Origin of the sequence: Streptomyces sediminimaris (genome assembly GCF_047049295.1) — a bacterium.
Taxonomy (GTDB): Bacteria; Actinomycetota; Actinomycetes; order Streptomycetales; family Streptomycetaceae; genus Streptomyces; species Streptomyces sediminimaris.
In genome coordinates, this window is sequence record NZ_JBJWOT010000001.1 from 767,325 (window position 1) to 790,433 (window position 23,109).

21 protein-coding genes are annotated in these 23,109 nt (G+C 73.5%); 7 read left to right on the forward strand and 14 right to left on the reverse strand.

What is annotated here, in order from left to right; all coding sequences use genetic code 11:
- Positions 1 to 132 precede the first annotated feature (132 nt).
- The gene (locus ACJ9NR_RS03570; protein WP_412489821.1) at positions 133 to 2,502 is read right to left on the reverse strand and encodes a glycoside hydrolase family 65 protein; all 2,370 of its coding nucleotides are present in this window, start codon (positions 2,500 to 2,502) and stop codon (positions 133 to 135) included.
- A gap of 41 nt (positions 2,503 to 2,543) precedes the next feature.
- Complete coding sequence (locus ACJ9NR_RS03575; RefSeq protein ID WP_412489820.1) at positions 2,544 to 3,419, reverse strand: universal stress protein; 876 nt, start codon at positions 3,417 to 3,419, stop codon at positions 2,544 to 2,546.
- A gap of 236 nt (positions 3,420 to 3,655) precedes the next feature.
- Here ACJ9NR_RS03575 and ACJ9NR_RS03580 point away from each other — a divergent pair, with 236 nt between their 5' ends.
- Entirely contained in the window at positions 3,656 to 3,877 is a 222-nt protein-coding gene (locus ACJ9NR_RS03580) for a hypothetical protein (protein WP_412489819.1), read from the forward strand.
- Between the two features lie 54 nt (positions 3,878 to 3,931).
- Here ACJ9NR_RS03580 and ACJ9NR_RS03585 read toward each other — a convergent pair whose 3' ends face one another.
- From ACJ9NR_RS03585 to ACJ9NR_RS03605, 5 genes are all read right to left on the reverse strand, one after another.
- On the reverse strand, positions 3,932 to 5,002 hold the full coding sequence (locus tag ACJ9NR_RS03585; RefSeq protein WP_412489818.1) for a zinc-dependent alcohol dehydrogenase family protein: 1,071 nt from the start codon (positions 5,000 to 5,002) through the stop codon (positions 3,932 to 3,934).
- 108 nt (positions 5,003 to 5,110) lie between these two features.
- A complete protein-coding gene (locus ACJ9NR_RS03590; protein ID WP_412489817.1) occupies positions 5,111 to 6,547 on the reverse strand; it encodes an MBL fold metallo-hydrolase RNA specificity domain-containing protein in 1,437 nt (478 codons plus the stop codon).
- Positions 6,548 to 6,728: 181 nt separating this feature from the next.
- Positions 6,729 to 7,244, reverse strand: a complete 516-nt coding sequence (locus ACJ9NR_RS03595) for a hydrogenase maturation protease (RefSeq protein WP_412489816.1) — start codon at positions 7,242 to 7,244, stop codon at positions 6,729 to 6,731.
- Between the two features lie 227 nt (positions 7,245 to 7,471).
- Entirely contained in the window at positions 7,472 to 7,894 is a 423-nt protein-coding gene (locus tag ACJ9NR_RS03600) for an Hsp20/alpha crystallin family protein (protein ID WP_412489815.1), read from the reverse strand.
- Between the two features lie 135 nt (positions 7,895 to 8,029).
- The gene (locus ACJ9NR_RS03605) at positions 8,030 to 8,752 is read right to left on the reverse strand and encodes a CBS domain-containing protein (RefSeq protein ID WP_412489814.1); all 723 of its coding nucleotides are present in this window, start codon (positions 8,750 to 8,752) and stop codon (positions 8,030 to 8,032) included.
- A gap of 210 nt (positions 8,753 to 8,962) precedes the next feature.
- Between ACJ9NR_RS03605 and ACJ9NR_RS03610 the strand changes: the two genes are divergently transcribed.
- The 5 genes from ACJ9NR_RS03610 to ACJ9NR_RS03630 are packed head-to-tail and all read left to right on the forward strand — an operon-like array spanning position 8,963 to position 14,416.
- Entirely contained in the window at positions 8,963 to 9,919 is a 957-nt protein-coding gene (locus tag ACJ9NR_RS03610) for a universal stress protein (protein ID WP_412489813.1), read from the forward strand.
- A gap of 37 nt (positions 9,920 to 9,956) precedes the next feature.
- On the forward strand, positions 9,957 to 10,535 hold the full coding sequence (locus ACJ9NR_RS03615; RefSeq protein ID WP_412489812.1) for a 2-oxoacid:acceptor oxidoreductase family protein: 579 nt from the start codon (positions 9,957 to 9,959) through the stop codon (positions 10,533 to 10,535).
- Positions 10,519 to 11,760: a pyruvate ferredoxin oxidoreductase gene (gene porA, locus ACJ9NR_RS03620; RefSeq protein ID WP_412489811.1), complete on the forward strand. Its 1,242-nt coding sequence runs from the start codon at positions 10,519 to 10,521 to the stop codon at positions 11,758 to 11,760. Before ACJ9NR_RS03615 ends, porA begins: the two co-directional genes overlap by 17 nt.
- Complete coding sequence (locus ACJ9NR_RS03625) at positions 11,757 to 12,794, forward strand: thiamine pyrophosphate-dependent enzyme (protein ID WP_412489810.1); 1,038 nt, start codon at positions 11,757 to 11,759, stop codon at positions 12,792 to 12,794. Before porA ends, ACJ9NR_RS03625 begins: the two co-directional genes overlap by 4 nt.
- The gene (locus ACJ9NR_RS03630) at positions 12,791 to 14,416 is read left to right on the forward strand and encodes an NAD(P)-binding protein (RefSeq protein WP_412489809.1); all 1,626 of its coding nucleotides are present in this window, start codon (positions 12,791 to 12,793) and stop codon (positions 14,414 to 14,416) included. Before ACJ9NR_RS03625 ends, ACJ9NR_RS03630 begins: the two co-directional genes overlap by 4 nt.
- Before the next feature lie 73 nt (positions 14,417 to 14,489).
- Here ACJ9NR_RS03630 and ACJ9NR_RS03635 read toward each other — a convergent pair whose 3' ends face one another.
- From ACJ9NR_RS03635 to ACJ9NR_RS03665, 7 genes are all read right to left on the reverse strand, one after another.
- Positions 14,490 to 15,902 carry an NAD(P)(+) transhydrogenase (Re/Si-specific) subunit beta gene (locus ACJ9NR_RS03635; protein WP_412489808.1) on the reverse strand — a complete coding sequence of 471 codons (1,413 nt, stop codon included), beginning with the start codon at positions 15,900 to 15,902 and terminating at the stop codon, positions 14,490 to 14,492.
- Between the two features lie 5 nt (positions 15,903 to 15,907).
- Positions 15,908 to 16,246 carry an NAD(P) transhydrogenase subunit alpha part 2 gene (locus ACJ9NR_RS03640; protein ID WP_412489807.1) on the reverse strand — a complete coding sequence of 113 codons (339 nt, stop codon included), beginning with the start codon at positions 16,244 to 16,246 and terminating at the stop codon, positions 15,908 to 15,910.
- Complete coding sequence (locus ACJ9NR_RS03645) at positions 16,243 to 17,358, reverse strand: NAD(P) transhydrogenase subunit alpha (RefSeq protein WP_412489806.1); 1,116 nt, start codon at positions 17,356 to 17,358, stop codon at positions 16,243 to 16,245. The genes ACJ9NR_RS03640 and ACJ9NR_RS03645 overlap by 4 nt, the downstream gene beginning before the upstream one ends.
- A gap of 39 nt (positions 17,359 to 17,397) precedes the next feature.
- Positions 17,398 to 18,411: a zinc-dependent alcohol dehydrogenase gene (locus ACJ9NR_RS03650; protein ID WP_412489805.1), complete on the reverse strand. Its 1,014-nt coding sequence runs from the start codon at positions 18,409 to 18,411 to the stop codon at positions 17,398 to 17,400.
- Between the two features lie 212 nt (positions 18,412 to 18,623).
- The gene (locus tag ACJ9NR_RS03655) at positions 18,624 to 20,351 is read right to left on the reverse strand and encodes a GAF domain-containing sensor histidine kinase (protein WP_412489804.1); all 1,728 of its coding nucleotides are present in this window, start codon (positions 20,349 to 20,351) and stop codon (positions 18,624 to 18,626) included.
- Positions 20,352 to 20,470: 119 nt separating this feature from the next.
- Entirely contained in the window at positions 20,471 to 21,499 is a 1,029-nt protein-coding gene (gene gap / locus ACJ9NR_RS03660; RefSeq protein WP_412489803.1) for a type I glyceraldehyde-3-phosphate dehydrogenase, read from the reverse strand.
- A gap of 121 nt (positions 21,500 to 21,620) precedes the next feature.
- Complete coding sequence (locus ACJ9NR_RS03665; protein WP_412489802.1) at positions 21,621 to 22,313, reverse strand: response regulator; 693 nt, start codon at positions 22,311 to 22,313, stop codon at positions 21,621 to 21,623.
- Between the two features lie 331 nt (positions 22,314 to 22,644).
- Between ACJ9NR_RS03665 and ACJ9NR_RS03670 the strand changes: the two genes are divergently transcribed.
- Positions 22,645 to 23,109 carry a pyridoxamine 5'-phosphate oxidase family protein gene (locus tag ACJ9NR_RS03670; RefSeq protein WP_412489801.1) on the forward strand — a complete coding sequence of 155 codons (465 nt, stop codon included), beginning with the start codon at positions 22,645 to 22,647 and terminating at the stop codon, positions 23,107 to 23,109.

The window sequence follows — 23,109 nt, forward strand, 5'->3', positions numbered from 1 at the left end:
CCGCTCCCTTCGCTCACCCCGTACGCCGGACCGTGCGCGCGGGCTTTCCCTCACCGACAGCCTGGCACCCGGCACGACCAGCGGGGATGGGCCGTCCGGTCTCGGCCCGGGACCATGCGGCCCTGGTCGGCGCTACTCCCCCAGCACCAGCCGCCCGGTGTCGCCCGGCTGCAGGCACACGGCCCGGCCCGGCAGCCGCACGTCGATCGGTGAGCCGTCGGACGACGGCACCGCGATCTCCAGCAGCCCGCGCTCCAGCCTCAGCCGCACGCCCCAGTGCTCCTGGTAGCGCAGCGCGAAACCGTAGGAGGACAGCTCCGGCAGCGGCACCGGGTCCAGCCACAGCGCCCCGTCCCTGGTCTCCAGGCCGGTCAGCCCGCGCTGCACGAGGTCGAGGGTGCCGGCCATCGCGCCGAGGTGGATGCCCTCGCCGGTGGTGCCGCCCTGGACGTCGGCGACGTCACCCCGCAGGGCCTCCAGGCAGAACTCCCACGCCTCGGCCCGCCGGGCGCGGGCCAGCACCCAGCCGTGGACCAGGCCGCTGAGCGTGGAGCCGTGGCTCGTGCGCTGGAGGTAGTGGTCGACGGTGCGCCGCCAGGTCTCCTCCTCCAGCCGCAGCCCCAGCCGCCGGAACAGGCCCTGCAGCTCGGCCGGTCCGAAGAGATAGCCGAGCATCAGGACGTCGGCCTGCTTGGAGGCCCGGTAGCGGTTGACGGTGTCGCCCTCCGCCTCCAGGATCCGGTCCAGGCGGCGGATGTCGTCGTACCGCTTGCGGTAGCCGTCCCAGTCGAGCTCGGCGAGCTCGCCGTAGCCCTCGAACTGGCTGATGACGCCCTCGTGGAAGGGCACGTGGAGGCTGCGGGAGACGTCCTCCCACTGTTCGAGCTCGCCGCCGTCCAGGCCGGTGCGCTCGACGAGTTCGCGCCGCCGCGGCTCGGGGAGCGACTCCAGCAGCTCCAGGGTGCGGGCGAGCACCCAGGCGGCCGTGACGTTCGTGTACGCGTTGTCGTCGAGACCGGGCCGTGCCGCACCGGGATAGGCGTCGTGGTACTCGTCGGGACCGACCACTCCCCTGATCCGGTGGCGGCCGAGCCGGTCGTCGTAGACGGCCGAGTCGGCCCAGAAGCGGGCGATCTGCAGCAGCATCTCGGCGCCCTTGGTGTGCCGGAACTCGGCGTCGCCGCTCGCCTCGCAGTACTGCCAGACGTTGTACGCGATCGCCGAGCCGACATGGTGCTGCAGCCGGGAGTGGTCGGGCAGCCACCGTCCCGAGTGCGGGTTGAGGTGCAGCTGCTGGGTCTCCTCACGGCCGTCGCTGCCGCTCTGCCAGGGGTACATCGCCCCCCGCCGGCCCACCGCGCGCGCGGCGGTGCAGGCCTGTTCCAGGCGCCGGTGACGGTAGCGCAGCAGGGCCCGGGAGACCTCGGGGAAGTGCAGGTTGAGATAGGGCAGTACGAACAGCTCGTCCCAGAAGATGTGACCCCGGTAGGCCTCGCCGTGCAGGCCGCGGGCCGGCACCCCGACGTCCAGGTCGGCGGTGTGCGGGGAGAGCGTCTGCAGGACGTGGAACAGGTGCAGCCGCAGGATGCGGCCCGCCTGGCCGTCCACCTCCAGGTCGGCCCGGCGCCAGAGCTGGTCCCAGGCCGTGAGGTGCGACTCCAGCAGTTCGTCGAAGCCCGGCGCCCGGGTCACCCGCTCGACCGCGGCGAACAGCGGGTCGCTGATCGCCGGGTCGCGCGAGGTGTGCAGGGCGACGATCTTGTCGACGGTGACGGCACGCCCGGGCACCAGGTCCAGGCCCAGCCGCTGTACGGCGCGCGGCTCCTCGTGGGCGATCGTGGCCGGGACGCCGGCGCCGAGGCGCGCCGCCATGCCGATGCGGATGTCGGAGGTGCGGGTGCGGCAGCGCAGCCACACGGTGTCCCGGTCGGAGGTTCCGGTGTGCACGTGGGTGAGGTGGTGACCGTCCAGTTCGCGGTAGCGGGGCACCCCGGCGTTGCTCACGGAGGCGTCCAGGGCCGCCTCGACGTCGAGCCGGCCGGAGAAGCCCTCCGCGGTGAACTCGGTGCGCAGGGCGGCGAGATGGGGGTCGGCCATGTGCACCAGCCGCTGCTGGCGCACGGTCAGCACGCGCCCCTCGCCGAGGCCGAACCGGGTCAGCCGCTCCATCAGCCCCGCGGACAGGCGCAGGACCTCCCGGTGGTCGAGCACCGCCGCGGTGTCGGGGGTGAGCCACGTCCCGCCGGCGAGGCGGAAGCGCAGCGGCAGCCAGTTCGGCACATTGACCATGTCCTCGTTCTCGACCCGGCGGCCGGAGACCTCGGAAGTGAGCCGGTTGTAACAGCCCGCCACGTACGTCCCGGGGTAGTGCACCTCGTCGGCGGCGCACTCGGGCAGGGCTCCCCGCGTGGCGAAATAGCCGTTGCCCAGTGTGCACAGCGCCTCCCGCAGACGCGCGTCGGCGGGCTCGTAGCCTTCGTACTCCCAGGTCCAGCCCGTCACGTCCGTTCTCCTTCGGTACGGGGATGCGGGTCGGCGCGTGGTCACGCCTGCTGCGGCACGATCGCCACCGGGCAGTCGGCGTGGTGCAGCAGCGTGTGTGCCACCCGGCCGAGCTGGAGGCCGAAGTGGCCGGTGCGCCGCCGCGCCCCGACGATCAGCAGGTCCGCGCCGGCCGAGCGGTGCAGCAGCACCCTGCGGGCCGGCCCCTCCACGGTGATCCGGCGCACCCGGACCTCCGGGTGGTCCGCGACCGCGTCCTCGATCAGGTGGTCGAGCAGCGCGGACGCCTGCTCCTCGTGCCGGTGCGCCGGGTCCGCGGCCGGCTCGGAGTCGCCGGCGCTCTCGTGGGCGGGGCAGCGCCAGGCGCGCACGACGTCCAGGGCGCACCCGCGGGCCCCGGCCTCCCGGAAGGCGAACCGCACGGCCTCCCGGCCGCTCGCCGGATCCCCGGCGCCGAGCAGGACGCGCTCGTGGGTGCCCGCCAGGCCGGCCCTGTCACCGCGGACCACGATCACCGGACCGTGCGCCCGGGCGGCCACGGCGAGCCCGACCGAGCCGAGCAGCAGACCCGCCAGCTCCCCGCGGCCGCGGGAACCGGTCACCAGGGCGGAGGCGTTGCGGCCTTCGCTCAGCAGCGCGGAGACGGCCTCCGCGGGGATCACCTCGGCGGTGACCTTCACATCCGGGTCGCGCCGCTGGGCACGGTCCGCGGCGGAGGCGACGATGTGCTCCGCCAGCACCCGCTCCGCGGAGCGGTCGCGGCCCGCGGACGGCATGCCGCCTTCGTAGCGTTCCCACAGCGAGGCGTACACCAGCCGCAACGGCAGGCCGTGCCGGGCCGCCTCGTCCGCGGCCCAGTCGACCGCCGCGAGGCTCCCGTCCGATCCGTCGACACCCACGACCAGGGGCAGCTCCATCGTCCTCACCGCCTTCGTCGGTCTCCGCGGGAGCCCGTCATGGCACCCCACCTCACCGTGGCACTGGCGGACCGGGTTCAGCAGGGGTGGTTCGGCCCCGAACCGGGGCCGCTCGGCCCGGACTCGTGCCCGCTCGGCATCTGGGCCGGTCACCGGGGCCTGCGGACACTGAGAGTGACCGGACCGTCCCTGTCGGTCCCGGCCCGAGATGCACCACCGACCCGAGGAAGGCAGCCATGGTCCCTCTCATCCTGATCGGTGCGGCCGTGTGGGGCGCGAGCCTGATCTTCGGTTCCAGCTCGTTCGTCGTCGGCTTCATCCTGCTGTCCGCCGGAATCCTGGGCCTGATCGTCTTCATGGGCACGTCCGGTGCGGTCCGGAGGCCCGGTGAGGGCGAAACGATCATCGAGAAGCACTTCATCGGTGATCCCCAGCACCACCGGCACTACCGCGCCTGAGCGGTGCCGCTCCGGCCGGGGCCGCCGCCCCGGCCGGAGCTGTGTCCACGCCGTTCACGCCGTGGGCACCGGCACGACCTCGCGCTGCGGCCCGCCGAGCACGACCTTGAGCGCACCGGTCTCACCGGCCCGGGAGAAGACCTCGTAGGCCTCCTCCATGCGCTCGAGCGGGAAGCCGTGGGTGACCAGCTGGGAGGTCGGCAGCCGCCCGGCCGCCGCCATCCGCAGCAGGGTGGGCGTGGAGTGCGTGTCGACCAGACCCGTGGTGATCGTCACGTTCTTGATCCACAGGTCTTCCAGGTGCAGGGTCGCGGGCCTGCCGTGCACGCCGACGTTGGCCACGTGCCCGCCGGGGCGCACCATGCGCGTGCACAGCTCGAAGCTCTCCGGCACGCCGACCGCCTCGATGACGACGTCGGCGCCGAGCCCGTCGGTGAGGTCGGCGACCAGCTGCTCGGGCGCCTCACCCGCTTCCGCGACCACCTCGGCGCCCAGCTTCCTGGCCGCCTCCAGACGCGAGGCGGCGAGGTCCACGGCGACGACGCGCTCGGGCGCGAACAGCCGGGCCGTGGCGATCGCGGCCAGGCCGATGGGCCCCGCCCCCACCACGACGACCGTGTCACCGGGACGCACGTGCCCGTTGAGCACCCCCACCTCGTAGGCCGTCGGGAAGATGTCGGCCAGCAGTACGGCGTCCTCGTTGCCCACCGAGCCGGGCAGCGCGTGCACGGAGAGGTCGGCGTGCGGGACGCGGACGTATTCGGCCTGGGTGCCGTTGATCGTGTGGCCGAGGATCCAGCCTCCGCCGCCCCGGCACTGGCCGTACATGGCCTCGCGGCAGTACCGGCAGCGTCCGCAGGCGGTGATGCAGGAGACCAGGACCCGGTCCCCGGGCCGTACGCCGCGCACGTCGCTGCCGACCTCGACGATCTCGCCGACCGCCTCGTGTCCCAGCACGGTGCCCGGTCGCACCTCGGGCACGTCGCCCTTGAGGATGTGCAGGTCCGTCCCGCAGATGGTGACGGCGTCGACCCGCACGATCGCGTCCGTGGCCTCCTGCAGCCCCGGGTCCGCGACCTCTTCCCAGGCGCCCTGTCCTGGGCCGTGGAACACGTAGCCTCTCATGTCCGACCTCACCCTCTTGATCAGCGGGCTCGTGCGGTTGCGGGGAGCAACCCACAGCTCCAGCTTGACCGGTACGCACGCGATCCGCACGGGGCCGGTCGGCCCCGATCACCGGACCAGCACGCGCTCCCCGGAGCGGGGCACGACGGCCGTCCAGCCCAGCGTGCGGTCGATGCGGTCGCGCAGCGCGGCGGCCGCGTCGGGCTCGCCGTGTACCAGGTAGGTGGTGCACGGCGGGGCGGCGCCGCGCAGCCAGTCGACGATCTGCACGGCGTCGGCGTGCGCCGAGAAGTGCGGCACGTCGGCGACCTGGGCGCGCACCGGGACGTACTCGCCGAACATCTTCAGGGCCCTGGCCCCGTCGACGAGGTCGCGGGCGCGGGTGCCCAGGGCGGCGAAGCCCACCACGACGACGGCGTTGCGCGGGTCCGGCAGCAGGCGCCTGAGATGGTGCAGCACACGGCCGCCGGTGGCCATGCCGGACGCGGAGACGATGACGGCCGGTCCTCCCGCCTCGGCGATGCCGGCCGACTCCTGCACGGAACGGGCCGGCCGGAACGGCTCGGGACTGAGCGCGGCGGTGCCCGCGGCCGTGACCTCCGCACGCAGTTCCGGTGCCCCCGCCCGGACGGCGTCGCGGTAGACGTCGAGGGCCGCGAGGGCCATCGGGCTGTCCACGTACACCGGCACCGCTGCGGGCAGGCGGCCCTGGTGGCGCAGCGCGGCGAGCTCGTGCAGGACGGTCTCGGTGCGGTCGAGGGCGAAGGCGGGGATGACGACGGTGCCGCCGCGGGCGAGGGTGCGGGTCAGCACGTCCGCGAAGCGGGTGCGGCCCGCCTCCTCCTCGTGGCGCCGGTTGCCGTAGGTCGACTCCACCAGCAGCACGTCGGCCCCGGAGAACGGCTCGGCGGGGCGCAGCAGCGGGTGGCCCGGGCGGCCCAGGTCGCCGCTGACGGCGAGGGTGCGCCCGTCCTCCAGGGTGAGCCGGGCCCAGGCGGATCCGAGGATGTGGCCGGCGGAGTGCAGCGTCACGGTGGTACCGGCCGCGATGCCGGCGGATGTGCCCACGGGGACGGCGTCGACGAGTTTGAGGGTCCGGTCGACGTCCGCGTCGTCGTACAGGGGCTGAGCGGGCCGGTGTCTGGACCAGCCGTGCTCGTTGGCGTGCCGGGCGGCCTCGAGCTGGAGCTTGGCGCTGTCGCGCAGCACGATCTCCATCAGCCGTGCCGTGTACGGCGTCGTCACGATCCGCCCCCGGAACCCGTGACGCACCAGCCGGGGCAGGTATCCGCAGTGGTCGAGGTGCGCGTGGGTGACCACCACCGCCTCGATGTCCTCCGCGTCGCAGGTCAGGCGGCGCCAGTTGAGCCTGCGCAGGTCGGCCAGGCCCTGGAAGAGCCCGCAGTCGACGAGGACGCGGGCGTGGTCGCTCTCGACGAGGAACTTGCTGCCGGTGACCGTTCCCACGCCGCCCAGGAAGGTCAGCAGTGCGGCCCGCGGGCGCGCCGGTGGGGTGTCGGCCGGGCGCGGTTCGTTCACGGTCATGGTGTGTCTCTTCTCGTGGGTCCCGACCGGGATTCAGGGCCGAGTGGCCCTGTTGTCCCCGGTGGCCGCGTGTTGTGCTGGAGGTGACGGGAAGGGCCCGTAGGAGACGCGGAGAAGCGGCCGGCAGCCGCGCACCGCGCGATCAGGATCCGCGAGAAGCGGGTGGAGCCCTTCCCGCCGTTCATGCCCGCGTCCGGGCGGCCGTCTGCCGCGCCGGGGCGGCGCGTCGGCGGACGATCTCGTCCTCGACGTACCCGGTCAGGTCGTCCACCGCGGCGGCGACCCGCGGGGACAGGCCGCGGCCGACCGAGGTGTCCGCGCCGTCGACGGCGTACGCCACCAGGCGGCCGGGCAGCCGGCCCAGCGCGCGGGCCACGTCGACGGCCGCACCGAGGCCCTGCGGGCCCATCGTGCCCGGCCGCCACAGCCGCGCGGCGTCCAGTTCGAGACGGCGGACGCGGCCGGGACGCCCCTGGCGGGCATGGGAGGGCTGCAGCAGGACGGCCAGTTCGGCGTTCTCCCACAGCCGGATCAGCCGGGCCGGGTCGAGGTCGCACTCCGCCAGGAGTGTGCCCGGCGGCAGGGGCCGCCCGGCGGCACGTTCCCGCAGCCGGTCGAGCACCGCGCGGGCGACGCCGTCGTCGTGCCGGTCCGGATCGCCGATCGCGATGATCGCGACACGGGTGGCAACAGCCATGGTTCCTCTCCCTCCACCGCGGTGCCGCCGTGCGCAGCTCCGCGGTCGGTGGAACGACGTGGTGCGGTCACCGGGACCGCCGGTCACGGGGAATCGCGGTCACCGGGCCGAAGGGCCCGCGCACCCGGCTTCCGGGCGGCCCGCACCCGTGACCGGCCCGGACAGCCGGGTGCGCGGCCGGCGTACCGGCCGCGCACCGCGGTTCACGGTCGAGCGCCCTCGCGCGCTCAGACCTGCCGCACGGGGATGGTCTTCGTGGCCGTCTTGGTCTCGGGCACCGGGACCGTGACGGTCAGGACACCGTCCTTGTACTCGGCGGCGGCCTCGTCGCCCTTGGCCCCGGCCGGCAGCCGGACGGAGCGGGCGAAGGTGCCGTAGTGGAACTCCGTGCGGTGCTTCTTCGTCGTCTCCTCACTGCGCTCGGCCCGCAGGGTCAGAACGCCCTCCGCGACGGTGATCTCGACATCCTTGGCGGGGTCGATGCCGGGGAGCTCCGCCCGCAGCACGTACTTCCCGTCCGCCAGGAACTCCTCGATGCGGATGCCGTGCAGTCCGGGGACCGTGTGCGCCCCGGGGAAGCCGGACTCCACCCAGCCGAACAGGTCGGGCAGGGTCGGCCAGCCCGGCAGCCGCTCGATCATGCCAGCCATGTCTCCCTCCTCTTCTTCGCCGCTTCCAGCGTCGCGCGCCTCCGGGGGACGCGCGTGAGCCGGTCGGGCCCCTGTGGGGTCCGACCGGCCCTGGCGCCCCGTCGCTCCCCGGGCGGTCGCGGTCGGGGCGCCGGCTCACGCGGTGCCCGTGACCTCCGACGGCGGTGCGGCGGACGCGGCGTCCGGCAGGTCGGGGTCGAGGTCCGGGCGGCGGCGCGGCCCGGTGAGCGCGCACTCCACGTCGACGACGCCCTCGACGGCCCGCACCAGCCGTGCGGCGACGGGCACCAGGGCGGTGTCCGCGATCCTCCCGGTCAGCCGCACGACGCCCTCGCGCACCTCCACGCGGATCGGTTCGGGCCGGGTGGGGAACAGGTCGGCGACGACCGTCTCGCGCACCTCCGCGGCGATGTCCTCGTCGCTACGCAGGAAGACCTTGAGCAGGTCGGCCCTGCTGACGATCCCCCTGAGCACGCCCGCGTCGTCGACCACGGGCAGCCGTTTCACCTTCCTCAGAGCCATGATCCGGGCGGCCTGGGCGAGGGTGGCGTCCTCCGGCACGGTGACGACCGGGGCGCTCATCAGCTCCTCGGCGGTCACGGCACCGGCCTTGAGCAGGTCGGCGAGGCGGCGCAGCTGGGTGTGCCGGTCCGGGTCCCCGTCCCGGAACTCCTCCTTGGGCAGCAGATCGGCTTCCGAGACGATCCCGACGACCCGGGTCTCGCCCTCCACCACGGGCATGGCGCTGACCCGCCACTGCTGCATGGTCTTCACGATCTCCTTGAACGTCGCTCCGCGGCCGAGGGCGACGACGGTACGGGTCATCACATCGCTGACGATGTGCGGAGTGCCGTGCATGGCGTCCTCCCGGGTGCTCGTGTCCGCGGCGTGCTCGCCTCGCCCCGTACTTTCAGCGTCGGTCACTCTCCCGCCGCAGGGCAGAGGGCCGTTCGGCCCGTTGCGGGGGCCACGCAGCCCCTGCCCGGCGGCACGCCCGGCCAGGACGCTGGTGGTACGAAGGCCCGCCGTGCAGGGGACGGGCGAGGACCCGGAGAGGTGGTGGCGGCCGTGCTTCGCCCCGTTGTCGTGGGCCTGGACGGCTCACGGGAGAGCCTCGCCGCCGCCGACTGGGCGGCCGGGGAGGCCTTGCGGCGCGGTCTGCCGCTGCGGCTGGTGCACGCCTGGGTGGGGCTGTCCCCCGAGGCGTCGCGGCTGCCGGAGCTGGAGGCGCCTCGTCACTGGGCGCGGCGCATCCTGCGCACGGCCCTGGACCAGGTCGAGGAGCGTCACCCGCAGGTGCGGACGAGCGCCGAGCAGATCGCGCTGCCCGCGGTCCAGGCCCTGGAGGAGCGTCACCCGCAGGTGCGGACGAGCGCCGAGCAGATCGCGCTGCCCGCGGTCCAGGCCCTGGTCGAGGCCGCCGCCGAGGCGGAGCTGCTGGTGCTGGGCAGCCGGGCGTTCGGCGGGTTCGGCGGTTACCTGGCCGGCTCCGTGGCGCTTGCGACGGTGGCCCGGGCCACGCGGCCGGTCGTCCTCGTACGGGCCGACCGCACACCCGAGGACGAGCACCTGCCCGACGCGGCCGGCCTGCCCTCGCGGCGCGCCCCGTACCGGGACGTGGTGGCCGGCGTGGACGTCTCGCGTCCGTGCGAGGAACTGCTCGCGTTCTCCTTCGAGAGCGCGGCGCTGCGCAACGCCCCGCTGCGGGTGGTGCACGCCTGGCACGCGCCCTTCGCGCCGCCGCCGGCCGCGGCCACGACGGGTGCCGCCGCGCGAGGGGCCGCCGAGCGCGCGCTGGCCGACGCACTGCGGCCGTGGCACGAGAAGTTCCCGAACGTGCGGGTGCGGACGGTGGTGGCGGACGCCCGCCCGGCGCAGCACCTGCCGCAGGCCGCGCGGGACGCCTGCCTGCTGGTCGTCGGCCGCAGGATCCGCCCGACCCGGCTCGGCACGCACACCGGGCCCGTCGCGCACGCGGCGATGCACCGGGCCCGCTGCCCGGTGGCGGTCGTCCCGCACGAGTGAAGCGTCCGCACCAAGCAGCCGGAAGGGAAAAGTTGCCGTGTTCCAGGTTCGTATCCACGGCCGTGGCGGCCAGGGCGCCGTCACGGCCGCCGAGTTGCTGTCGGTGGCGGCGTTCATGGAGGACCGCCACGCACAGGCGTTCCCGAGCTTCGGATCGGAGCGGACGGGAGCGCCGGTGGTGGCGTTCTGCCGGATCGACGACCGGCCGATCCGGGTGCGTGAGCCCGTCATGCGGCCCGACGCCCTGGTCGTCCAGGATCCGACGCTGCTGCACCAGGTGAACGTCTTCGAGGGACTGCGCCCGGACGGCGCCGTCCTGATCAACTCTCCGCGCTCCGTCGCGGAGCTGGGCCTGGCCGAGTACCCGGGTCACGCCCTGACCGTGCCGGCCACCGCGCTGGCCGTGCGCCACTTCGGCCGTCCGGTGCCGAACGCCGTCCTGCTCGGCGGCCTGGCGGCCCTCACCGGCTGTGTGGGCATCGACTCGCTGACCGCCGCCGTCCTCGAACGCTTCCCGGGCGACCTGGGGCGGGCCAACGCGGCCGCCGCCCGGGAGGCCTACGACCACGTCAGCACAGCCCAGCGGGAGGAGCGGGCGCATGCTCAAGCAAACTGAGGGGTCGCGCGCGGTGGCCGAGACCGTCGCCTGCTGCCGGCCCGAGGTGATCGCCGCGTATCCGATCTCGCCGCAGACGCACATCGTCGAGGAGCTCAGCCGCCTGGTGAAGGCCGGGGAGTTGCAGCCGTGCGAGTACGTCAACGTCGAGTCGGAGTTCGCCGCGATGTCGATGTGCATCGGGGCCTCGGCCGCGGGCGCCCGTGCCTACACGGCGACGGCTAGCCAGGGCCTGCTGTACATGGTGGAGGCCCTCTACAACGCCTCCGGCCTCGGGCTGCCGATCGTGATGACGGTCGCCAACCGGGCCATCGGCGCGCCGATCAACATCTGGAACGACCACAGCGACACCATGTCGCAGCGCGACTCCGGCTGGATCCAGCTGTACGCCCGCGACAACCAGGAGGCCGCCGACCTGCATCCGCAGGCCTTCCGGCTGGCGGAGGAGCTGTCGCTGCCGGTGATGGTGTGCATGGACGGCTTCGTGCTCACCCACGCCTGGGAGCGCGTCGAGGTGCCGGAGCAGGCCCAGGTGGACGCGTTCCTGCCGCCGTACGAGCCACGGCAGGTGCTGGACCCCGAGGACCCCGTGTCGATCGGCGCGATGGTCGGGCCGGAGGCCTTCACCGAGGTGCGCTATCTGGCGCACGCCAAGCAGATGCAGGCGCTGGCGGCGATCCCCCGGATCGCCGGGGAGTTCCGGGAGGTGTTCGGGCGCGAATCCGGCGGTCTGGTGCATCCCTACGCCTGCGAGGACGCCGAGACGGTCGTCGTGGCGCTGGGGTCGGTTTTCGGCACGGTGTGCGACGTCGTCGACGAGATGCGCGAGCGCGGGGTGCGGATCGGCGCTCTGGCGATCACGTCGTTCCGGCCCTTCCCGCTGGATGCGGTGCGTGCGGTGCTGGGCGGGGCCCGCCGGGTCGTCGTCCTGGAGCGGGCGCTGGCGGTCGGCATCGGCGGGATCGTGTCGGCGAACGTGCGCACCGCGCTGTCCGGCATCCAGCTGGACGGCCACACCGTCGTCGCCGGCCTCGGCGGCCGGGCGATCACCAAGGCGTCGCTGCACCGGCTGTTCGACGACGCGCTCGCCGGGCGGCTGGGTCAGCTGACCTTCCTGGACCTCGACACCGGACTGGTGGAGCGGGAGTTGGCGCGGATGGCGCGGACCAGGCGGTCCGGCCCCTCCGCGGAGAACATCCTGCGGGACGTGGGGAGCAACCGATGAGTGCCGCACAGCAGGTCAAGTTCTACCAGGTGGGCAGCTTCGCCGCCGGAAACCGGCTGCTGGGGCCCGAGCTGCAGTCCGACCAGGCGGACGCGGGCCGCTCCAACGCGCTCACCTGCGGCCACCGCGCCTGCCAGGGCTGCGGCGAGGCGCTCGGCGCCCGCTACATCCTGGACGCCGCCCAGCGGGCCTCCGGCGGCAAGGTGATCGCCGTCAACGCCACCGGGTGCCTGGAGGTGTTCTCCACGCCGTATCCGGAGACGTCGTGGCAACTGCCCTGGCTGCACTCCGTGTTCGGCAACGCGCCCGCGGTCGCCGCCGGGGTGGCCGCGGCCCTGCGCGCCAAGGGCCGCACGGACGTGCGGGTGGTCGGGCAGGGCGGCGACGGCGGCACCGTCGACATCGGCCTCGGCTGCCTGTCCGGCATGTTCGAGCGCAACGACGACGTCCTGTACGTCTGCTACGACAACGAGGCCTACATGAACACCGGCGTGCAGCGCTCCGGGGCCACTCCTCCGACCGCGCGCACGGCGACCACGCAGGCGGTCGGCGAGCAGCCCGGCGCCCCCTTCGGGCAGGGCAAGAACCTGCCGCTGATCGCGATGGCCCACGAGATCCCCTACGTCGCCACGGCCACCGTCGCGGGCCTGCGCGACCTGGAGGCGAAGGTGCACCGGGCGATGGGCCTGCGCGGTGCCCGCTATCTGCATGTGCTGGTGCCCTGCCCGCTGGGCTGGGGGACGGCCTCCCACGACACCGTGCGCATCGCCCGGCTGGCCGAACAGACGGGCCTCTTCCCGGTCTTCGAGGCCGTGGACGGGGAGGTCACCGACGTCACACCGATCCGGCGCAGGCTGCCGGTGGAGGAGTACCTGCGCCCGCAGAAGCGGTACGCGCACCTGTTCAAACCGGAGCCGCAGACCGACGTCATCGCCCGGCTGCAACGGACGGCCGACCGCAACATCGCCCGCTTCGGGCTGCTCGGGGACGCCCCCGGCCGGAGGCCGGGGCAGCAGGAGGAGGCATCGCTGTGAAGGACGAACCGTTCGCGATCACTTTGAACGTCGGCTCCAGCCTGGCCAACCACACCGGCGCCTGGCGCACCGAACGGCCGCTCTACGTCGACCGGTTGCCGCCGTGCAACCAGGCGTGCCCCGCCGGCGAGAACATCCAGCAGTGGCTGTACCACGCGGAGAGCGGCGACTACGAGGCCGCCTGGCGGCAGCTGATGCGCGACAACCCGCTGCCCGCGATCATGGGCCGGGTCTGCTACCACCCGTGCGAGACGGCCTGCAACCGCGTCCAGGTGGACAACGCGGTCGGCATCAACGCGATCGAGCGCTTCCTGGGCGACGAAGCCGTCAAGCGGGGCTGGACCGTGCCCGCGCCGGCGACGTCCTCCGGCAAGCGGGTGCTGGTCGTCGGCTCCGGTCCGGCCGGCCTGTCGGCCGCGTACCACCTGCGGCTGCTCGGCCACGAGGTGACGGTGCGCGAGGCGCAGGACCGGCTCGGCGGGATGATGCGCTACGGCATCCCGCGCTACCGCCTGCCGCGTGAGGTGCTGGACGCGGAGATCGACCGCATCCGCGCCCTCGGCGTCGTCTTCGAGGCCGGCACGCGCGTCGAGGACGTGCTGGCCGCGCAGCGGGACGGCGGCTTCGACGCCGTGTTCCTGGCCGTGGGCGCCGGTATCGGCAAACGGGCCTACATCCCGGCCGGTGACAGCGCCCGCATCCTCGACGCGGTGGCGCTGCTGGGCAGCATGGAGGGAGAGGGGCCGCCCCTGCTGGGCCGCAGGGTCGCCGTCTACGGCGGCGGCAACACCGCCATGGACGCGGCCCGCACCGCCCGCAGGCTCGGCGCGACCGAAGCCGTGGTGGTCTACCGGCGCACCCGCGACCGCATGCCCGCCCACGACGTCGAGGTCGAGGAGGCGCTGGAGGAGGGCGTGCGGATGAAGTGGCTGTCGACCATCAAGCACGCCGACGGGGGCCGTCTCACCATCGAGCGGATGGAGCTGGACGAGACCGGCTTCCCGCAGCCCACCGGCGAGTTCGAGGAGCTCGAGGCGGACAGCGTGGTGCTGGCGCTCGGTCAGGACTCCGACCTCTCGCTGCTGAGGGACGTGCCGGACCTGGCGGTGGACCACGGCACGGTGCGGGTGGCCGAGGGGCTGATGACCGGACACGACGGCATCTTCGCCGGCGGCGACATGGTGCCCGCCGACCGCACGGTCACGGTGGCCGTGGGACACGGCAAGAAGGCGGCCCGGCACATCGACGCGTATCTGCGCGGCACGGTCCACGATCCGGGTCCCAAGCACGGCCTCGCCTCCGCCGACCGGCTCAACACCTGGTACTACTCCGACGCGCCCGCCTCCGTGCGGCCGCGGCTGGAGACGGCCCGGCGGGTCTCGACGTTCGACGAGGTGGTGCAGGGGCTCGACGAGTCCACCGCCCTGTTCGAGGCCCGGCGCTGCATGTCGTGCGGGAACTGCTTCGAGTGCGACAACTGCTACGGCGTCTGCCCGGACAACGCCATCACCAAGCTGGGGCCGGGCAAGGGGTTCGCGATCGATCTGGACTACTGCAAGGGCTGCGGGCTGTGCGCCGCGGAGTGCCCGTGCGGGGCGATCGACATGGTGCCCGAGGAGTGAGCGACGCGCACGAGGGGGCGCCCCCCGCCGGCTCCGGCGGGGGGCGCCCCCTCGTGCGTGCGGTCCGGCCGGTTCAGCCGACGAACTCGCCGATGGCCGCCTTGAGGTCGGCCAGTCCCTTCTTGGCGTCGGTGAAGAACATCCCGGTCTTGGGATCGGTGTAGAGCTCGTTGTCGACTCCGGCGTAGCCGTGGCCCATGGAGCGCTTGATGACCACGACGCTCTTGGCCTTGTCGACGTCGAGGATCGGCATGCCGGAGATGGCGTTCCCGGGGCGCCGGGCGATGGGGTTGGTGACGTCGTTGGCGCCGATGACGAGGGCGACGTCGGCCTGCGGGAACTCCGGGTTGACCTCGTCCATCTCCTTCAGCTGGGGGTAGGGCACGTCGGCCTCCGCCAGCAGCACGTTCATGTGCCCCGGCATCCGGCCCGCGACCGGGTGGATGGCGTAGCTGACCTCGATCCCGTTGTCGGTCAGCAGCTGGGCCAGGTCGCCGAGTTCGTGCTGGGCCTGGGCGGCGGCGAGGCCGTAGCCCGGGACGAAGATGACCTTGCTCGCGTACGCCAGCTGGATCGCCACGTCGTCCGCGGAGACGGAGCGCACCTGCACCGGCGCTCCCCCGGCCGCGACCGGCGCGCTGTCCCCGGTGCCGAAGCCGCCGACCACGATGCCCGCGATCGACCGGTTCATGGCGTCGGCCATCAGCTTGGTGAGGATGCCACCCGAGGAGCTGACCAGCATTCCCGCGATGATCAGCGCGGTCTCGTTCAGGACGAAGCCCGCCATCGCGACCGCCGATCCGGTGAACGCGTTGAGCAGGGCGATCACGACCGGCATGTCCGCGCCGCCGATCGGCAGGACCATCGTCACGCCGAAGGCCAGGGCGACGGCCGCGAGTCCGTACAGGGCGGTGCGCGAGCCCGGCTCCAGCACCAGCCAGACCGTGCCGGCGACGAAGGACAGCGGCAGCGCGACGTTCAGCAGCCGCGCGCCCGGGAACACCAGCGGCGCACCGGAGACGACGCCCTGGAGCTTGCCCGCGGCGATCAGCGATCCGGAGAAGGTGACCGCGCCGATGACGATGTCCAGTGCGCCCGGGAGCGAGACCCGGGCACCCAGCGCGGCCGGGTGGCCGGCCTGCAGCAGGTCGTTGACCGCGATGAGCGCGGCCGCCCCGCCGCCCACCGCGTTGAAGAGGCTGACGAGTTGCGGCATGGCGGTCATCTTGACCTCGCGCGCGGCGTACAGGCCGAGCGCGGCGCCGACCAGGCCGCCCGAGACGAGCACGAGCCAGCCGGTCGTGGTGATCGTGCCCTGGTGGACCACCAGCCACACCGTGGCCGCGATCGCGACGGCCATGGCTCCGGCGGAGACGGCGTTGCCGCGGCGGGCGGTGCGGGGGTGGTTCATCAGGTGCAGGCCGAGGACGAAGCAGGCGGCCGAGGCGAGGAAGACGTAGTGGACGGTGTTGGAGACGGTGTCCATGGCGCTCACACCCCGGCCCTGTCGGCCCTGTCGGCCCTGTCGGCCTTGCCGCCGCCGCGCGGCCTCGCCCTGAACATCTCCAGCATCCGGTCGGTGACGACGTAACCGCCGACGACGTTCATCGCCCCGAACACCATGGCCACGAAGGCGAGGACGTAGCCGAGCGCGGTGTGCGACTCCGCGGCGATCAGCATGGCGCCGATCACGACGATGCCGTGCACCGAGTTCGAGCCGGACATCAGGGGCGTGTGCAGGGTCGCGGGGACCTTGCTGATGACCTCGACGCCGACCAGGACGCTCAGGACGAAGACGGTGATCGCGGTGAGGAGATCGAGGTCGTTCATGAGGGGGCTCCTTGGGTGAGCGCGGCCGTGATCTCGTCGGCCGGGTCGAAGACCAGCCGACCGTCGTGCACGAGGTGGCGCAGGACCGCCACGAGGTTGCGGGCGTAGGCCGTGGAGGCGGCGGTGGCCATCGCGGACGGCAGGTGCCCGGCGCCGATCACGGTGACGCCGTTGTCCAGCACGACGGTCTTGTCGGGTTCGGAGCCCTCGACGTTGCCGCCGAGCTCGCTGGCCGCGAGGTCCACGACGACCGAACCGGGCTTCATGGCCCCGACGGCGGCGGCCGTGACCAGCAACGGCGGCTTGCGGCCCGGGACCTGGGCGGTGGTGATGACGATGTCCGTACGGGCGAGGTGGGCGTCCAGCGCCTCCCGCTGGGCCGCCTGCTCCGCCTCGGACAGCTCCCGCGCGTACCCGCCCTGCCCGGCGCCCGATCCGGTGCCCGGCGGACTCTGGATGTCCAGGAACCGGGCGCCGAGCGACTCCACCTCCTCCCGTGACTCGGGGCGTACGTCGTACGCCGTGACGAGGGCGCCGAGGCGGCGGGCGGTGGCGATCGCCTGCAGTCCGGCCACTCCGGCGCCGAGGACGAGGACCTGGGCCGGGCGCATGGTGCCCGCCGCGGTGGTCAGCATCGGGAAGAAGCGGTCGTAGGAGTCGGCCGCCAGCACCGCCGCCTTGTAGCCGGCGACGCTCGCCTGCGAGGTCAGCGCGTCCATGGACTGGGCGCGGCTGAGGGTGCGCGGCAGCAGGTCGAGGCTCACCGTGCGCACCCCGCGCCCGTGCAGTTCCCGCACGAGGGCGGGGTGGCGCAGCACTTCGAGCAGGCCGACGAGGGTCTGCGCGCCGCGCAGCGCCCGCGCGGTCTCCGTGTCCGGCGGGCCGACGCACAGCACGACGTCCGCGCGTGTGTACAGCTCGTCCGCGGACACGACCTCCGCGCCGGCGTCGGTGTAGTCGGCGTCCGTGAACCAGGCGCCGGATCCGGCCCCGGACTCGATCAGGACGTCGAGTCCGATCCGGCGCAGGAGGGTGACGGTCTCGGGAACGAGGGCGACGCGGCGCTCGCCGGGCGCCCGCTCCCGCAGGGCACCTACGGTGACGGTGGCCATGATCTGCTGCCTCTCCCTGGGGCCCGGGGTCCCCGGGCCTCAGAACTCGAAGACGAGCCGGGCCTCGGCCCGTCCGCCGAGGACCTCGTCGAAGGAGTCGTTCACCTGCTCCAGGCGCCGTGTCTCGGCGATGACCTGGGTGCGTCCCGCGGCGTGCAGCGCGAAGACCTCGGCCAGGTCCTGGCGGGTGCCCACGATGGAGCCGAGGACGGAGATGCCGCCGAGGACGGTGTCGAAGATGGGCACCTGGATGGACGCATTGTCCGCGGGCAGGCCGACCATGACCAGACGTCCGCCGCGGTTGAGGCACCGGTACGCCTGCTCGAACGCCTTGGGCGCGGCGGCGAGCACGACGGCGACGTCCGCCCCGCCGGCCTTCTCGATCTCCTCGACGGGGTCGTGGGAGCGGGCGTTGACGATCTCGTCCGCGCCCAGCCGGTGCGCCAGGCCGAGCTTGTCCGGCTCCAGGTCGACGGCGGTGACCAGGCCGCCCATGAGACGGGCGTACTGCAGCGCGAGGTGGCCCAGGCCGCCGACGCCGAAGATCGCCACCCGCTCGGCCGGTACCACCCGGGCCACCTTGACCGCCTTGTACGTGGTGACGCCCGCGCAGGTCAGCGGTGCGGCGTCGAAGGAGGACACGCCGTCGGGCACCCGGACGACGGCGCCGGCGTTCGCGACGGTGTACTCGGCGTAGCAGCCGTCCACGGAGTAGCCGGAGTTGACCTGCGACTCGCACAGGGTCTCCCGGCCGGACAGGCAGTAGCGGCAGGTGCCGCAGGACGATCCGAGCCACGGGACGGCGACCCGCTTGCCGATCAGGTCGGCGGAGACGCCCTGGCCCACGGCCCGCACGGGGCCGATGCCCTCGTGGCCGGGGATGAACGGGGGCCGCGGCTTGACGGGCCAGTCGCCGTGCGCGGCGTGGATGTCGGTGTGGCAGAGCCCGGAGGCCTCCATCTTCACCAGCACCTGCCCGGGACCGGGCTCGGGGACGGGCAGGTCCTGGATCTCCAGGGGCTTTCCGAAGTCGGTGACGACCGCTGCCTTCATGTTCTGCTCCTCTGCGGGGCCGATGCAGGGGTGCGCCCACCGGCTCGTCCGGTTCTGGCCGTGCTCCACCCGCATGCCGGCCCGTTGCCTCGGGACGGCACCACCAGCCTCACCCGCGTGGGCGGGCCGGCTGCAGAGGCCGAACGGCCCTGCGGCAGGGCCTGTGGTCTCGGGCCGGAGGGACCGCGCCGGGTGCGGCGCGGCGCCCCGGTCTACTGAGGGCTCACCGGTGCGTGCCAGGCCAGCACCGCACCGCCGGCGGGCCCGCCGCCGAGCTCCAGTGCCCCGCCCAGCTGCTCGGCCCGCTCGGCCATGTTGCGCAGGCCGCTGCGGCGGCCGTCGGGCGGGATGCCCACTCCGTCGTCCGCAACCGTCAGCCGGATCTCCCGGCCGTCCATCTCCAGGACGACGTCGGTACGGCCGGCCTTGGCGTGCCGGGCGACATTGGTCAGGGCCTCGGACAGGACGGCCACGACGTGGTCGGCGACCTCCCGCGGCACATCGGTGTCCAGCAGGCCCTCCATCCGCAGGCTGGGCGCGAAGCCGAGCACCTGGGTCGCCTCGCCGACCGCCCGCACGACACGGGCCCGCAGGCCCGTTCCGGCGCCGTCCTCACGCGCGCGCAGACCGAAGATCGTCGACCGGATGATCTTGATCGTCTCGTCCAGGTCGTCGACCGCCCGCGCCACCCGGCCGGCGGCCTCCTCGTGCTCTATGAAGCGGCCCGCGCTCTGCAGCGTCATACCGGTGGCGAACAGCCGCTGGATCGCCAGGTCGTGCAGGTCACGGGCGATCCGGTCGCGGTCCTTGAGCACCGCGACCTCCTCGGCGTCCATCCGTCGTTCCGCGAGCTCCATCGCGATGGCGGCCTGTGCGGCGAAGGCCTGCAGCGGCTCGGTCTCCGCCGCCTGGTACACCGGCTGGCCGGCCCTGCGCGCCAGCAGGACCACGCCTCGCGCCCCCGTCCCGGCGCTGCCGATGGGCACGGCGACGGCGGGGCCGAGTCCCTCGAAGCGCGGCGGCTCCTGGGAGATCCGCTCGTCGTGGGCGGCGTCCTCGCTGGTGACCGGGACGGCCCCGGAGAAGGCCAGGCCCATCAGGCTCCGGTCCATGGGCAGCACGAGGCCCCGGTGCGCCTCGGAGTCCACCCCGACGGCGATCTCCACCGACAGCCTGCCGGTGCCCTCCATGGGCAGCGCGACCGCCGCCAGGGCCGAGCCGGTGATCTCGCCGGCCCGCTCGGCGATCAGCCGGAGCACGTCGGCGCCCGGACCGCCGGACATCAGCCGGTGGCTGATCTCCGTGTTGGCCTGCAGCCAGCGTTCGCGCAGCCGGGACTCCTCGTACAGGCGGGCGTTGTCGATCGCGACACCGGCCGCCACCGCCAGCGTGGCCAGGACCGACTCGTCGTCCTCGTCGAACTGCACCCCGCCGCGCTTCTCGGTCAGGTACAGATTGCCGAACACCTCGTCGCGGACCCGGATCGGAACACCGAGGAAGCTGTTCATCGGCGGATGGTGGGCCGGGAAGCCGTACGACGCCGGGTGCTGGGAGATCTTGGCCAGCCGCAGCGGTTCGGGGTGGCGGATGAGTTCCCCGAGGATGCCGTGGCCCTCGGGATAGGGGCCGATCCGGGCGATCGTCTCCTCGCTGACGCCGATCGTGTGAAAGGCGGACAGCCGCTTGCCGTCCGGCCCGATCACGCCGAGGGCGGCGTACTCGGCGTCGACGAGTGCCGCCGCGGCCTCCACGATGCTGTGCAGGGCCTGTTCGAGGTCGAGCTCGCGGCCGACCGAGAGCACGGCCTCCAGCAGGCTGTGCACCCGGTCGCGGGTGCCGCGGGCGGCGTCGAGACGGGCCTGCAGCTCCTCCAGCAGCTCGTCGAGCCTCAGCTGCGGCAGCTTGACGCGCGCATCCTGGGACTCCTCAGGGCTTCCCACCGGTGTTCCTCCAACTCCCGACACCGCCGACGGCCGACCGTGTCGGTCATGTGCCACGGTAACCGTCCGGGGCGCAGGACGGTACGGGACCGGGGAGGAACCGGCCGCCGCCGTGCCGGTCAGCCGCGCGGGAGGCGGGCGGCGACGTACTCCGTGAGGTCGAGCAGCCGGTTGGTGTAGCCCCACTCGTTGTCGTACCAGCCGAAGACCTTGACCAGCTCGCCGCTGGCCTGTGTCAGCGGTGCGTCCAGGACGCAGGAGGCGGGGTCGCCGACGACGTCGCGGGAGACGATCGGGGCGTCGGAGACCCGCAGCACACCCTTCAGGGGCCCCTCGGCGGCCTCGCGGTAGGCGGCGTTGACCTCGTCGGCGGTGACGGGCCGCCGCAGGACCACGCCGAGGTCGGTCAGCGAACCGTCCTCCACGGGCACCCGCACCGCGATGCCGTCGAGCGTCCCGGCCAGTTCCGGCAGGACGAGGCCGACCGCGCGGGCGGCGCCCGTGCTGGTGGGGATGATGTTGACGGCGGCGCTGCGGCCGCGGCGCAGGTCCTTGTGCGGGCCGTCGAGGACCACCTGGTCGTTGGTGTAGCCGTGGATGGTGGTCATCAGGCCCTTGACGATGCCGAAGCGCTCGTGGAGCACCTTCACCATGGGGGCCACGCAGTTGGTCGTGCAGGAGGCGTTGGAGACGACGTGGTCGCCGACCGGGTCGTAGGTGGTCTCGTTGACGCCCATGACGAGGGTGGCGTCGACGTCCTTGCCGGGCACCGACAGCAGCACCTTGCGGGCGCCCGCCTTCAGGTGCGCTCCGGCCTGCTCGCGGGTGCGGAAGCGGCCGGTGGACTCGATGACGACGTCCACGCCGTGCTCGCCCCAGGCGAGGGCGGCCGGGTCGCGTTCGGCCGTCACGGCGATGCGGTGGCCGTCGACCGTGAGGGAGTCCTCGTCGTGCTCGACGCTGCGGTGCAGCCGTCCGTAGGTCGAGTCGAACTCCAGCAGATGGGCCAGGGTCGCCGGGGAGGTGATGTCGTTGACCGCCACGACCTCGACCGGTGTTCCGGTGCCGTTCTCCGCCCGCTCCAGCACGCAGCGCAGGTAGTTGCGTCCGATGCGGCCGAAGCCGTTGATGCCCACGCGTACGGTCATGTCCGTCGTCCTCCCGGTAGTCGCCCGGCATCTGTCCGGGGCCTGCCGCCAGCCTGCGGACGGCGGGGGGTGCGGGGCTTGGGCCGGACGGGGGGTGATCCGGGGCCGTTCGGCCCGGGTGTCAGCGGCCGTCGTGCCGCAGCCGGTCCTGGGCCTGGGTGGCGATCACGGCGGCCTGGATGCGCCGCTCCACCCCGAGCTTGGCCAGCAGCCGGGAGATGTGGTTCTTCACCGTCTTCTCGGCGAGGAACAGCCGCCGGCCGATCTGCCGGTTGGTCAGGCCCTCCCCGATCAGCGCGAGGATCTCGCGCTCCCGGTCGGTCAGACCGGGCAGCGCGTCGTGTTCCTCCTCCTGCTCCTGCCCGCCGCGCAGCCGGGCCATCAGCCGGGTGGTGGCGCTGGGGTCGAGCAGCGACTGGCCCGAGGCGACCGTGCGCACGGCCGACACCAGGTCGGAGCCCTGGATCTGCTTCAGGACGTAGCCGGAGGCCCCCGCCATGATCGAGTCCAGCAGGGCCTCCTCGTCGTCGAAGGAGGTCAGCATGAGGCAGGCCAGGTCGGGCATGCTCGAGCGCAGCTCGCGGCAGACGGTGACGCCGTCGCCGTCGGGCAGCCGGACGTCGAGGACCGCGACCTGCGGGCGCAGCGCCGGGACGCGGACCATCGCCTGTCCGGCCGTGGAGGCCTCGCCGACCACAGTGATGTCCGGCTCGTCGTCGAGGAGGTCGTGCACCCCCCGCCGCACGACCTCGTGGTCGTCCAGCAGGAAGACCCGGATCGGGTTCTCCGGGCCCGGCCGCTCGCCGTCCGCCATCGGTTGCTCCTTCTTCTGCTCCTGCGCTCCGCGCCGGTGTCTCCTGCGAGCCGGCGCCGGTGTCGGGATACTTCCCGCTCGCGGCGGGACGGGCCAGGGCCGGTCGGCCCTGATCCTCGTGCGTCCGGCCTTGTCCTCGGGCGTCGTTCTTCCCGCGTCCTCGTGCGTCCTTCTTCCGCTACCCGCCCCGGGCTCCCTCACGCCCGCGCCGCGCGGATACCGCCAGGGCCGACCGGTCGCGGACTGGGGCCGAACGGCCCTGGCGGGGTGTGGCGCGCTGCGCTCCAATGATCGGCACACGTGAGCCGCCGAACCCTACGGAATGACCGCCATGCGCCCTACCCACCCGGCCCCCGTGGGACCGCGCCGCAGCATCGAGCTCGACAGGAGCGAGGCGATGCGTCTGCTCGGCAGCGTGTCCCTGGGCCGTGTCGTCTTCACCCGGCACGCCCTGCCGACCATCCGGCCGGTCAACCACGTCGTGGACGGCGGTGACATCATCATCCGCACCCACGAGGGCGCGGCGCTGACCTCCCACACGCGTGAGCCCGCCACCGCGGGCGTGGTCGTCGCCTACGAGGCCGACGCCATCGACCCGGCCACGCACCTCGGCTGGAGCGTCGTGGCCACGGGCTACGCCCACCTGGTGACCGACCCGCGGGAGCTCGCCCGCTTCCAGCGGCTGCTGCGGCCCTGGGTGCAGCAGACCATGGACTACGCCGTGCGCATCCGGCCCGACCTGGTCACCGGCGTCCGCCTCACGGACGCGGACGCGGGCCGGTCCGACGGCGGCTGA